This window comes from Sporosarcina siberiensis, from assembly GCF_042681925.1.
GTDB classification, from domain to species: Bacteria; Bacillota; Bacilli; order Bacillales_A; family Planococcaceae; genus Sporosarcina; species Sporosarcina siberiensis.
Genome location: NZ_JBHUGI010000015.1, coordinates 20838 through 34027, shown reverse-complemented (window position 1 = coordinate 34027; position 13190 = coordinate 20838). Strand labels below are relative to the sequence as shown.

The 13190-nt window shown below is 39.2% G+C and carries 9 protein-coding genes; 3 read left to right on the top strand and 6 right to left on the bottom strand.

Annotated features, from left to right (window positions below; all coding sequences use genetic code 11):
• The 5 genes from ligA to ACFSFY_RS06690 form a co-directional block, all read right to left on the bottom strand.
• Positions 1-2016 (bottom strand): NAD-dependent DNA ligase LigA, encoded by a 2016-nt coding sequence (gene ligA / locus ACFSFY_RS06710; RefSeq protein WP_381536487.1) that lies wholly within the window; start codon positions 2014-2016, stop codon positions 1-3.
• A 23-nt stretch (positions 2017-2039) separates the two neighbouring features.
• Positions 2040-4265 (bottom strand): DNA helicase PcrA, encoded by a 2226-nt coding sequence (gene pcrA / locus ACFSFY_RS06705; protein WP_381536485.1) that lies wholly within the window; start codon positions 4263-4265, stop codon positions 2040-2042.
• Between the two features lie 38 nt (positions 4266-4303).
• Positions 4304-5005 (bottom strand): heptaprenylglyceryl phosphate synthase, encoded by a 702-nt coding sequence (gene pcrB / locus ACFSFY_RS06700; RefSeq protein ID WP_381536483.1) that lies wholly within the window; start codon positions 5003-5005, stop codon positions 4304-4306.
• A gap of 119 nt (positions 5006-5124) precedes the next feature.
• On the bottom strand, positions 5125-5448 hold the full coding sequence (locus ACFSFY_RS06695; protein WP_381536481.1) for a YerC/YecD family TrpR-related protein: 324 nt from the start codon (positions 5446-5448) through the stop codon (positions 5125-5127).
• A 27-nt stretch (positions 5449-5475) separates the two neighbouring features.
• On the bottom strand, positions 5476-6543 hold the full coding sequence (locus ACFSFY_RS06690) for a DUF3048 domain-containing protein (protein ID WP_381536479.1): 1068 nt from the start codon (positions 6541-6543) through the stop codon (positions 5476-5478).
• 303 nt (positions 6544-6846) lie between these two features.
• Between ACFSFY_RS06690 and ACFSFY_RS06685 the strand changes: the two genes are divergently transcribed.
• From ACFSFY_RS06685 to ACFSFY_RS06675, 3 genes are read left to right on the top strand one after another with little or no spacing between them, the layout of a single operon-like run.
• Entirely contained in the window at positions 6847-8214 is a 1368-nt protein-coding gene (locus ACFSFY_RS06685) for a spore germination protein (RefSeq protein WP_381536477.1), read from the top strand.
• On the top strand, positions 8211-9305 hold the full coding sequence (locus ACFSFY_RS06680) for a GerAB/ArcD/ProY family transporter (RefSeq protein WP_381536475.1): 1095 nt from the start codon (positions 8211-8213) through the stop codon (positions 9303-9305). The genes ACFSFY_RS06685 and ACFSFY_RS06680 overlap by 4 nt, the downstream gene beginning before the upstream one ends.
• Positions 9302-10423: a Ger(x)C family spore germination protein gene (locus ACFSFY_RS06675; RefSeq protein WP_381536473.1), complete on the top strand. Its 1122-nt coding sequence runs from the start codon at positions 9302-9304 to the stop codon at positions 10421-10423. The genes ACFSFY_RS06680 and ACFSFY_RS06675 overlap by 4 nt, the downstream gene beginning before the upstream one ends.
• A gap of 117 nt (positions 10424-10540) precedes the next feature.
• Here ACFSFY_RS06675 and ACFSFY_RS06670 read toward each other — a convergent pair whose 3' ends face one another.
• Complete coding sequence (locus ACFSFY_RS06670) at positions 10541-13180, bottom strand: cation-translocating P-type ATPase (protein ID WP_381536471.1); 2640 nt, start codon at positions 13178-13180, stop codon at positions 10541-10543.
• Positions 13181-13190 lie beyond the last annotated feature (10 nt).

Here is a 13190-nt window from a genome sequence, read left to right as displayed (position 1 = left end):
TTATGACTCCTTTTCGCCTAGTGCTTCGATTAATTGTGTTTCATTCCAAACAGTGATTTCAAGTTCTTCAGCTTTAGCTAACTTAGATCCAGCTGCTTCCCCAGCAACTACGATATCCGTTTTTTTACTTACACTACCACTTACTATACCACCAAGCGCCTCTATTGCCTTCTTCGCCTCACCACGCGTAAGAACCATAAGCTTACCTGTAAGTACGACTGTTTTGTTTACGAATACTCCACTAGTCGGTACTTCCTGCCGTAAGAGGCCTTTATATGACATATTCAATCCATGCATTTCAAGCTTTCCAATTACTTTAAGAACATCCTCATTACCAAAATAAGTTGTAATGGAAGTTGCTACTTTATCTCCTATTTCATGTATGGATGTTAACTTTTCAGTATCCGCTTGCATGAGTTCCCTAAGGGTTTCAAATTCTTCAGCAAGAATTCTTGCCGCCTTCTCTCCAACATGGCGAATCCCTAAGCCAAATAACATCTTTTCAAGAGAGTTTTGTTTGGAGGCTTCAATCGCTGTCAACAAATTCGATACTGATTTTTCGCCCATTCGATCGAGTTCGATTAATTGCTCTCTCGTTAATGTATAAAGATCAGCAACATCATGAACGAGATGAGCTTCGTACAGTTGATCCACCACTCGTTCTCCGATTCCTTCTATGTTCATGGCATTGCGTGAGACAAAATGAATAATCGCTTCTTTCATTTGGGCAGGGCATTGTGGATTTACACAACGAACAGCTACTTCACCTTCAATACGAATCAGTTCAGAATCACATGCCGGACACTCTTTTGGCATTTCAAAAGGTTGAGCATTGCTAGAACGTTCTTCGATGATAGGGGCAACAACTTCGGGAATAATATCACCCGCTTTTCGGATAATAACTGTATCACCTATTCGTATATCTTTTTCTTTTATAAGGTCTTCATTATGAAGCGAAGCACGCCCAACTGTTGACCCATCTACCAATACTGGCTCGAGTATCGCGGTTGGCGTAATAACACCTGTCCGGCCAACACTTAACTCAATATCCACTAACTTCGTTTGCACTTCCATTGCTGGAAACTTGAAAGCTGCAGCCCATTTTGGACTTCTTGCGGTATATCCAAGTTGCTCTTGGTCCTCAATAAGGTCTACCTTCACAACAATACCGTCAATGTCATAATCAAGATTTGAACGTTTATCCATCCATATGTTCACATACTCAATCACTTCTTCAATCGTCGCGCAACGCTTTCTTTCCTTATTTGTTTCAAATCCAAGCCGGCTAACAAAATCCAGAGCATCTGAATGACTGTCTACTCCATATTCTCCGGCATCTCCCGCTATTCCATAAATGAATACAGCTAGATTCCGACTTGCCGCAATTTTGGGGTCTAGTTGACGTAGAGATCCCGCCGCCGCATTTCGAGGGTTCATGAAAGGTTCTTCTCCGGCTTCGTCTCGTGCTTCGTTTAATTGTACAAATGCTTTTTTCGGCATGTACGCCTCGCCGCGCACTTCGATTGAAATAGGTTCCTTTAACTTTAACGGTATAGTCCGGATGGTTTTTAAACTTGCTGTAATGTCTTCGCCAACCGACCCATCTCCACGCGTAGAACCTTGAACAAATACCCCATCAACATATTTAAGGGATATTGCAAGGCCGTCAATTTTCAATTCGCAAATATAGGAAACATTTGACCCCGCGCCTGATTGGACACGTCTGTCAAAGTCTCGTAATTCTTCCTCATCGAACGCATTGGATAGGCTGAGCATTGGATACTCATGTGGGATTTTATTAAATCCTGAGAGAGTTTCTCCTCCAATTCGTTGAGTCGGAGAATATGGATAAATAAAATCAGGAAACTGCTCTTCAATACGAAGTAACTCCTGAAAATAGCCGTCGTACATCGCGTCAGGAACAAGCGGCTTATCAAGTACGTAATACGCATGACCGTACTCAAGAAGAAGAGCATTTAGCTCGTCCACTCGCTCTTTGAGTTTGCTTTGGTCCATCATTTGTTCTTCCTCCAGACTCGTCAAACTTTTTCTATGGGGGCGAATTTAGCTAATAACCTTTTCACACCAACTGGATTTGGAAACGCGATATCCAGTTCAATTTCCTCGCCGCTCCCTTTAACACTAACAACCATTCCTACGCCCCATTTTTTATGAGTCGCTTTGTCGCCGGGATTCCACCCCATTTTATCGCCGCCGCTTTTCTTATACATAGGCTTTTTAACGGCTGGTCGAACCGGTGCAGAAGTTTTTCCAGCGGGTTTTTTCCCTATAGAAAAGCCGGTGTTTATTGATAATTCTTCAGTAATATCTTCTGAGATTTCCCCGATAAATCGTGAAGGCATATTGTAACTTGCACGTCCGTAAAGTGTCCGATACCTGGCTGAAGATAAATAGAGTCTTTGTTCCGCACGTGTAATTCCAACATAAGCAAGACGTCTCTCTTCTTCCATTTCATCATCATCACCCATTGAACGTGAATGAGGGAAGACATTTTCCTCCATGCCTATGATGAACACCACAGGATATTCAAGTCCTTTTGCTGCGTGCATTGTCATAAGAACAACTTTTTCGGTGTTTTTATTTTCATCCTTATCAAGTGAATCGATATCTGCAATCAGTGCCAAATCTGTTAAGAAAGCAACGAGTGATTTATCGTCAGAGCCTTTTTCAAAGGAATTTGTTACGGTCAGAAACTCTTCAATATTTTCAAGCCGACTTTCGGATTCAATTGATGGATCTTTTTGCAGCATTTCCTTATAACCTGTTTTATCAAGTATTTCTTTAACGAGTTCAGAAACAGATAAGTATTCCTGCATTTTAGTAAAACCATTTATTAAATCACGGAACTTAGCAACTTCATTAGCAGCTCTAGAAGTAAGCCCCATAAAATCAACTTCCTGAAGTGCGTCTAGAATTGTTCGGTCATGGTCAATTGCAAAACGTGCAATTTTTTCAAATGACGTTGCACCGATGCTTCGTTTTGGCTCATTGATTACACGTGCAAGTGCAAGGTCATCCGAGTTGTTTGCTGTCAGGCGCAAGTAGGCAAGAAGATCTTTAATTTCTTTACGATCATAGAATTTCGTACCGCCAACAATTGTGTAATCTATGTTCGACTTCACAAGGTATTCTTCAATGACCCGGGATTGAGCGTTCGTTCTATATAAAACTGCAAATTGGTCCAGCTTTAAACCTTCTTCTTTTTGCAGTTCAAGAATCTTACCGACTACAAATTGGGATTCATCTTTTTCATCGCTCGCTATATAAACTGAAATCGCTTCGCCTTCTAGATTATCGGTCCGAAGTTGTTTATCATAGCGACTCCGGTTATTTGTAATGACGTCATTGGCTGCTTGAAGGATTCGTTTCGTTGAGCGATAGTTCTGTTCAAGCATTATCACTTCGGCATCTTTATAGTCCTTTTCAAAAGACATAATATTTCCGATATCTGCCCCACGCCAACCGTATATGGATTGGTCAGAGTCGCCGACAACACATAAATTTTTAAATTTCTCTGCAAGCATAGTAACTAAGCGATACTGTGCATTATTAGTATCCTGATACTCATCAACGTGAATGTATTGAAATTTGTTTTGATAATATTCTAAAACATCCGGAACACGTTCAAAAAGAACAAGCGTCATCATGATTAAATCATCAAAATCGAACGACTGGTTTTGACGCAAACGTTTCGCATAGGCATCGTAGACATCTGCGATTGTTTTCTCATACGGATTGTGGTTATTAATTTGACTGCGGTATGCCTGTGCATCGATGCATTCGTTTTTAGCCGAACTAATGGCGTTTAACATCATACGAGGATCATTTTGCTTCGGGTCTAAGTTGAGCTGTTTCAGTACATTTCTAACAACTGTTAACTGATCCGCCGAATCCAAAATAGAGAATGATTTAGAAATACCAATTCTGTCAACATTGCGACGTAAAATCCGAACACACATCGAGTGAAACGTCGATACCCACATACGTTGTCCAGTCCCCGCACCAAGTAAATCATCTACTCGGTCACGCATTTCTCGGGCGGCTTTATTCGTAAATGTAATGGCTAATATATTGGATGGATACACATTCTTTTCAACGACTAAATAAGCAATTCTATGTGTAAGCACCCGTGTTTTTCCCGAGCCTGCGCCTGCCATAATTAATAAAGGACCTTCTGTCTTCTTTACCGCTCGTGCCTGCTCTGGATTCATACCAGCCAGTAGATTTTCTGCTATTTGATTCATTCAATACCGCCTCTCGGAACATTTGTTCTAATTATACACTATCTTATGCTTTTCGTAACAGACTTCACTGCATTTACAGTCGATAGTGCTGCTTCAAAATCTTTGTATATACAATTTCCGACAACAATTGTATCGGCGATTTCAGCCATTGTTTTTGCGTCCTCAGCATTTTCAATACCGCCGCCGTAAAATAACTTTGTTTTTTCGAGAACTTTAGATGCCGCCCGAACAAGTTCAGGATTTCCATACATACCGCTGTATTCCATATAAAAAACAGGTAAATTGAAAAGATGTTCGGCCATTCGGGCATATGCAAGTACATCTTCTTTATCTGGAACTTTTTCAACACCTGTCAAAAGTGCGGCTTTACAATTTGGATTTAAGATACAGTATCCTTCTGTAAAAATTTCATTCCAATCCATCATAAAGCCATATTTACGAAGTGCCGAATGATGGATTCCGTTAATCCATTCTGCTTTGGGAGAGTTGAGTACTGTTGGTATGAAGTAATAATCAAACCCAGGTGTAACAGACTCAACTGTTGATACTTCAAGTGCTATTGGAACAGCATATCTGCGTATTCGGACGAGTAAGTCAAGCACATTGTCCAGAGTTACACCATCTGAACCTCCGACAATAATACCGTCCGTTCCCGATTCAGCTAATTGCTCTATTTGAAGATCCGTCACTGTTTTTGCCGGATCTAATTTAAACGCGTGACGCCAAGTAGTGAAGTCCATTGCCAATCACCTAACCATTTCATATTTATATCTCTAGTATAGCAAAAAAACCCGGCGGATTCTTTCTCCACCTGGTTCTGAATTAATAAATTAAGCCTCGGCTCAATTCTGTCCGGATTTCACTCAGATTTCTCAGCATTTTGTTGTACAGTTTCGGGATAAAGTCTATCTAAAATCATATTATATCCGCCTGAGCCATAGTCGACACAACGACGAATGCGTGAGATTGTTGCGGTACTCGCACCCGTTTCATGTTGAATCGTATCGTACGTATTTTTCAACTTCAGTAATTGTGCTACTTCCAAACGCTGGGCTAAAGATTGTATTTCACTCATTGTTGAAAGGTCATCAAAAAACGCATAACATTCATCTAGATTTTTCAGTTCGAGTATTGCTGTGAAAAGCTGATCTGTCTGATGTCCACGTATCTTATTAATTTGCATTACTTTCCCTCTCTCTGAATGAATTTATTAAGGGGTAAATGTGACGGATGTATTTAACCCCGGATTCGTTGGAATGATGTGAATCCATGTTTTACCCGGAACCAATTTTGCCGGCACGCCGTCTTCAATCGGTGTAAGGATACCGTCTATATTTTTCCATTCTATTTCTCTCATCATACCCGCTTGAAAAAGCATCGCTTTGCCACCTGTTTCAATATCAACGGACTGTCTTCCTACATTATCAATTGTTCGGTGAACTGCTTCAAACACAAGTATATTGGATAATTCAACTTCCTCATCATTGGACTTATCTATTGTAACAATATCATTTACGGAACGAATATAAGTACTTTGTATTTCATCATACATATAGGTACTTGTAAAATTCGGATGTGAACCATTATGAACAACAGCAATATTTGCCTGAACTCCTACTTTAGCACTTTCAATAGAATCATGGAAAGAAAGTGACGGTAATTTACTAATTTCCATCGATGCATTTGTTTTCTCAGCGCCTAAAAGTATGTTCTCAGCTGAAGTATACGAGTTATGGGGTGCCTTCCGATCGGTTGAACGTTTAAAAAGTGTTCCATCATAGTACATTCCATTTATATTATCCACATAGCCTTTTTGGAGTAGTGCCAGTGCATCTGGACTGTATCCATGAGCGACATAAAAGGCATCGAGCCCTTTTGCAACATGAATAAAGTAATCCCTTGCACTTCGAACCGGTCCGACTTGCTCAGGCAACTCGCTTTGAAATACTGCTAAAAGCCTTGTAACATTTCCTTCAGCAATAAATTCATACACGATATCTGCTTCACTAATACCCGATTGCGGACGGGCTAATGGATGATTATTAATTGTTACAAGGATTGGCCGTTGCATATTTTCCTCTTCTTCAAAAACACCTGTAAATGGTGACATAAATTTCGGAACAACTTCCTCAACTTCTTCTTCCTCTTCTGGTTCCTCAACTTCAATCACTTTATCTGGAACTTTTTCAGGTTCTTCCATTACCTCTTCTTTTGAACAAGCTGACATTAGCAACAGTGCGATAATTATGAAAAATAACGCTCTCATTTTCCCCTTCATCTGCTCCCCCTATCTCTTCCGTTACCGGAAGTAAAGCCTCTCTTTTTCTGTATGTATAGCGAAATATTCACCAACTGCAATACATTTGTTTTCTCTCTCTAGAAAACTACATTCCCATGATATTTATCGTAGCATAGCAAGAAGAATAAATATAGGTAGTTAGAAGATTCTGTGTAGGTGGAATTACCGTACTATCTATTTCTCCTTTTATGGATTTCGGTTGAAACCTACTGTTTTTGGTTAATCTAAATATGCTGAAGAAAATCCAATACGAAATTAGTTTTCGTGATAGGAGATTTGAGCATGAAGGAAAACAAAAAAACTGTGTCCGTACCACCTAAACTAATGGCGGAACTTGCAGAGAAGCTAAAATCCTCTTTCGATATCGCTCAAATCCCGCTTATTATTGAGGACAAAGAGGCACATCTATTTTACTTAAAAACAGTTGTAGACGGTGAAAAACTTCAAAATGTTATCATAAAACCTTTTTTCGAACTCAATACCATTGAGCATTTTGAAGCCTATTTAAATTCTTTACCAAATAAATCTGAAGTTCCATCAAATGAAGAACTTTTGGTTGAATTGACAAGAGGGTTTTTATTAATAGCAATAGAAGAAAGATTTATATTTTTAGAATTAAGGAAAGTGAATTCAGATACTGTCCATCCAACACTAATGGAAGCAACGATCCATGGTCCACAACTTGCATTTAGCGAAGACTTGGCAACAAATCTAAACATTATCCGTCAAAATTATCATGGTGCGTCACTGGTTATGAATACGTATCAACTAAATGACAGATCTAATCGAATGATTGCCCTCCTTTATGATGAAGAATCGGTCAACCTTAAAGTTCTAAACAAAATTAAAGAGAAAATAGAACTGTTGGAAGTCCCTCTCGTCCAATCAGCTGGTGATTTAGAAAGGTTATTAACAGACAAGAAGTACAATCTTTATCCGACAACTATATTAACTGAGCGCCCCGACCGCATCGTCTATAATATCACAGGAGGTAAAGTGATCGTTATGGTAGATGGCAGTCCACAAGCTATCATAGCTCCTGTTGTCTTTTTTGATTTTATGGTTTCAATGGAGTCCAACTATCACAACTTTTGGATATCGTTATTCACAACTTTTTTAGGCTACTTTGGTTTACTTACCTGTTTGTTGCTCCCAAGTGTATATGTGGCTGTAACATCCTATAATCCCGAGATTTTGCGCACAGAACTAGCCTTAACAGTTACAGGGAGTCGGATAGGAGTTCCCTATCCATCCTATATCGAAGTGTTATTCATGCTTATCTTCATGGAACTATTAACAGAAGCAAGCATACGTCTTCCAAAGGCTGTAAGCGCAACAGCAACTACAGTTGGCGGTTTGATTTTAGGTACTGCAGCCACAGAAGCCGCATTGGCATCGAATATCATGATTATCGTTGTTGCCGCCGTTGCCATCTCGACATTTGTCATACCAATTAACGAATTAGGTTTCTCCATTCGAATAACTAGAATCTTTTTAATTATTTTCACTTCACTATTCGGCTTAAATGGGTTAATAGTGGGTTTTTTACTCTTAATCATGCTGTTGGCCAATAAAGATAGCTTCGGAGAGCCCTACTTCAAATTCTTCATTTTGGCGAAGAATGACGAGAAAAAGGTGAACAACGAATGAACCGATACACTTATTATTTAATCACTGTAACAATGATTACAAATACAGTGTCAACGGTTCCAAATATATTGCTTAACAACACCAAAAATGGCGCTATTTTTTCAATGGTTATTGGTGGGATTGTCGGATTACTAATGATATATATTAGTATGCTTTTTTTCAATCACTTCCCTGGACAAGGGTTGCCTGAACTTATGAAAGAATATACGCCTAAGTGGTTTCACTATCCGATTTTAATTTATTTTGTAATCATGTGGTATTTAGCCGGAACTTTAACCCTAGTCACATTTACATTCATGTTGGTGACATTTCTATCACCTGAAATGACCATTTTAACTATGATTACTCCTTTCTTGATTATTATTTCTTATGGTGTATTAATGAAAACTAAAAATGTATTGTATTCAACCGAGATCATCTTTTTACTCATATTTCCGATAATTCTTTACTCTTATATTAAAGCCTATGGAAGCTCTACTCTCAATTGGGACTATGTAAAACTTGCGGTAATGCATGCCAATAAACTGCCTACTTATGATGTAGTCACTGCTTCGGCTTTTATTTTTACTGGGGTGGTTAATTTGGCAATTTTTAATAGGTACTTCTTGAGAAAGGAGGTTTTCGGAGCAAAACAAGTTGTAATTATCGGCTTAACCAGCTTCTTCATACTTTTTACAACATATTTTATCCCCATTGGTTTTGGAGGATTTGAGAACGTCGATAACCTTCTTTATCCTTGGATTTCTACAACAGATTCCATTCGAATTAAATTTGGACTTATCGAACGACTCGTTTTCATGTTCATGTTCTATTTTGTGTCAATTGCTATACTGTCAATGATTATTCATTGGCATGTAGCCGCACAGTTATTGGAGAGTGTTGTCTATTTCAAGAATTTGAAATGGAAAGAGACGAATTTGACACCGCATATTATCGGCTTATGTTTTACGTTAGTCGCCATCGTCTTGTCTCTTCAAATGACAGAGCATCAATTATTTGAATTCGCTCGTTTTATTTATAACATAGTGCCTATTTTCTTTTTTGTTTTCCTGTTCACAATGTGGCTTATTAAACGAGGTGCAACAAAATGAGTTCACGTTTTAATAAAGGTAAGATTTTTACATCCACCATCATCTTGTTGTTTTGCACTTTATTATCTGGATGTGCTTTTAAAGATATTGACAAACGAACATTCATTGTAGGTATTGGCATTGATCCTTCGGAAAAAGAAGATAAAAAATTCAAAGTCACTTTAAAAATTGCACTTCCTATTGGATCCATAAAACAATCAACAAGTCCGTCGTACACCTATCTTTCACATGATGGTGATTCAATATCGGAAGCCATACGAATTATTGAAACGCACGTAGACAAAGCACTTGAGTTTGGACAAACAAAAATAATCGCAATTCACGAGGATCTTTTAATCAATGACTATCAGAGCTTCATGGATTATTTTATCCGTAGGGGTGACATTCAATTGGTTGCCTGGGTTGGAGCCGCAAGTCCAACCGCAGAAGAAATTCTAAAAGTGGAACCATCTACAGAAGTGGCTAGCTCTATCGCCTTATTCAACATCTTTGATGGCAATGGGACGGATAGTCCATTCATTACAACAACACCACTCTTTGAATTTAGACGAAATTACTTTACAAAAGGAATTGATGCAGTAATTCCCTTGTTAGAAACAAACGAAGAACAATCCGAACTAATCGTCAATAAATCCGTTATATTAAAAAAGAATAGTCCTCCATTTAAGTTGAGTCCCACTGAAACTTTATACTTCAACTCACTTTTTCATCATTCATCTGGCTATAGCTTCAAGGTAAAAGAGGAAGACTTTATCATGCTTTTGAATGTACAGAAAATGAAGATGAAATATAAAATTCATACTGAAGAAGGTAAGACACCTCTAGTGAATATTAATATTAACGTTGTTGGAACTGTGTTGGAGTCAAGTAAACCCTTAAGCATTTCAAAACTAGATGAGTATAATAAAACAACTGCAAAAGTTATGAAAAAAACCACAGAAGATTTATTAAAAAAAGCCCAAGAAGAAGATTTGGACCCGTTCGGTTTTGGTCTACGATATCGAGCAACTCGCATAAATGACAAAAATACTATTTCCGATTGGGAAGCTATTTATCCAGACTTAGAATTTAAAGTTGTCTTTAAGGTGGATTTGCAAAGCATCGGAGCTATACAATAAAAAAAGGCCCATCACACCTGGAAATCCAGTTGAATGGCCTTTTTTTACTTAAACATACGACAACAAATATCATTTGTTAGTTGGATTTGTAATGGGAAATAATTAAATGGATCCATCTTATTTTTTAAAGAGTTTAACCAGTTCATTGACAATCAATGGTAAGAGACTCAAACCGGCAATGAGTGTCCAATCCATCAGACCAAGTGAATGTACGCTAAATAGTTTTGCAAGAGGCCCAATCGAAACAATTGCTACTTGCAGCCCAACTCCCAATAAAATGGAGTAAATTAGGAATTTGTTTTTAAATATACCAGCTTTAAAGATGGAATGGTTCATTGACCTGAAGTTCAGGGAATGCATTAATTGTGAGAAGCTCAGCGCAAGAAACGCCATTGTCTGTCCATGCATAATTGCAGTTTTAGAAATCGTTTCAGATCCTAAGGACAAAATACTGCCTACATAGGCACCTGAGGAATACACTCCGATTACAAAAGCCACCAATGTAATTACCCCAATTAACAAACCATTCAAGAGTAAAAACGGTAACATTCCATGAAATATACTTTCATCCCGGTGACGTGGCTTTTCATTCATAACGTCCGCTTCTTCAGGATCTACTCCGAGTGAAAGTGCTGGGAATGAATCCGTTACTAAGTTCACCCAAAGAATATGAACGGGACGCAGAATTACAGGCCAGCCAAGAAGGATTGCTGTAAAGAGCGCAATGATTTCACCTAGATTACAAGACAATAAGAAGAGGATTGCTTTTTTTATGTTGCGGTAAATGGTACGTCCTTCTTCAACCGCTTTGACAATGGAACCAAAATTGTCGTCTGTCAAAATCATGTCCGAAGCACCTTTTGCGACATCCGTTCCTGTAATCCCCATCGCGACGCCTATATCCGCCGTCTTTAAAGAAGGTGCATCGTTTACGCCGTCCCCTGTCATCGAAACCGTATTCCCTGTCGCCTTAAGGGCTTGCACGATTTTCACTTTATGTTCAGGTGAAACACGGGCGTACACATTCGTATGCTCAGCTTGTTCCAACAATTGTTCCTCGGTGAGTGTTTTAAGCGTTTCCCCATCAATCACTTCCGATTTATCTGATGCGATTCCAAGTTCTTTTGCAATCGCAAACGCAGTATCCCGGTGATCCCCGGTAATCATTACTGTGCGAATTCCCGCTTTTTTAGTAACTTGAATTGCTTCTTTCACTTCTTCTCGGGGAGGGTCAATCATCCCGACAAGACCGATGAATATTAACTCCTCTTCGATTCGATCCCGATTTATGGACTTTACTCGTTCGGCTTTTTTATACGCAGATCCTAATACTCGAAGGGCTGCATTCGACATCTTCGCAGCATGTTCCAAAATTAATCTCTTTGCTTTTTCATCGAGTGGCTTAGAACCTTCGGCCGTTTCATAATGCGTACATTTTAATAACAGACCATCTATTGCCCCTTTTGTGTGTATATACGACGTTCCATCGTACTCATTGATGGTCGTCATTAGTTTTCGTTGGGATTCGAAAGGTATTTCATCCATTCGAGGATGTTGATGATCTAGTTCATTCTTACTAATACCGAATTTTTCTGCCGCAACTAGAAGAGCAATTTCTGTCGGGTCACCCGTTTCGGTTTCGCTAGAATACGTGGCATCATTGCATAATGAAATATTTTCAAATAGCAGGCGATGAACAGCATTTTCTTCCTTTGCTTCCAGCAAATCATGTGTTAAATTGTCTGCAAAAAACGTTGTGACCGTCATTTTATTTTGAGTGAGTGTTCCTGTTTTATCGGAACAAATCACATTCACTGAACCAAGCGCTTCGACTGCTGGCAACTTTCTTATAATGACATTCCGCTTACTCATCCGTTGTACACCAATCGCAAGAACAATGGAGACAATTGCTGGCATGCCTTCTGGAATTGCAGCGACTGCTAAACTGACAGACAGCATAAACATATCTAGAACTTCGCGACCTTGTAAAATTCCAATACCGAAAATCAAAACGCAAATAAGCATTGCCGCGATACCCAACTGTTTCCCTAATTTAGCAAGTGTTTTTTGAAGTGGAGTTTCATTATCCGACTCCTTATCAAGCATTGCGGCTACTTTTCCTATTTCGGTTGTCATTCCAGTTGCCACGGCGATTCCTGTCGCACGTCCGTATGTCGTAAGCGTCGACATAAACGCCATGTTTTTTTGATCCCCAATTGGCATGGCATCATTGCCTATAAAATCTGCATCCTTATCTACTGGCACAGATTCCCCTGTTAATGCCGCTTCGTCTATTTTCAAGTTGGCTGTTTCAAGAAGTCGAATATCGCATGGAACGTATCTACCTGCATCAAGTACGATAACATCTCCCGGGACAACTTCTTCAGAGGGAATTTCCATCTGTTCCCCGTTCCTTCGTACAACCGCTTTTGGCGTAGACATATTTTTCAAGGCTTCTAAGGCCTCCTCCGCTTTCGATTCTTGAACAACTCCGACAATCGCATTGATAACGACGACAAGCCCAATAATGACTGAGTCTACGAGTTCCCCAAGCAAACCAGAAATAACCGCAGCGACAATCAAAACATAAATAAGTATATTGTTAATCTGAGAAAAGATTCGTTCGAGGAGCGAGCGACTTTTTGCACCCGTCAACTGGTTCAACCCATACTTTTCTAACCTACTTCGAACTTCTTCATCTCTCAACCCAACCGAGGGATCCGTTTTCATCATTTGTTCTTCACTTTCAAGTGCCATTGTGTAAATC

Excerpts from the sequence above, each read along its gene's own strand:
- ACFSFY_RS06685 (WP_381536477.1), top strand. The coding sequence starts at position 6,847 with ATGAAGGAAAACAAAAAAACTGTGTCCGTACCACCTAAACTAATGGCG.
- ACFSFY_RS06670 (WP_381536471.1), bottom strand. The coding sequence starts at position 13,180 with ATGGCACTTGAAAGTGAAGAACAAATGATGAAAACGGATCCCTCGGTT.
- pcrA (WP_381536485.1), bottom strand. The coding sequence starts at position 4,265 with ATGAATCAAATAGCAGAAAATCTACTGGCTGGTATGAATCCAGAGCAG.
- ACFSFY_RS06675 (WP_381536473.1), top strand. The coding sequence starts at position 9,302 with ATGAGTTCACGTTTTAATAAAGGTAAGATTTTTACATCCACCATCATC.
- ACFSFY_RS06695 (WP_381536481.1), bottom strand. The coding sequence starts at position 5,448 with ATGCAAATTAATAAGATACGTGGACATCAGACAGATCAGCTTTTCACA.
- ACFSFY_RS06680 (WP_381536475.1), top strand. The coding sequence starts at position 8,211 with ATGAACCGATACACTTATTATTTAATCACTGTAACAATGATTACAAAT.
- pcrB (WP_381536483.1), bottom strand. The coding sequence starts at position 5,005 with ATGGACTTCACTACTTGGCGTCACGCGTTTAAATTAGATCCGGCAAAA.
- ligA (WP_381536487.1), bottom strand. The coding sequence starts at position 2,016 with ATGGACCAAAGCAAACTCAAAGAGCGAGTGGACGAGCTAAATGCTCTT.
- ACFSFY_RS06690 (WP_381536479.1), bottom strand. The coding sequence starts at position 6,543 with ATGAAGGGGAAAATGAGAGCGTTATTTTTCATAATTATCGCACTGTTG.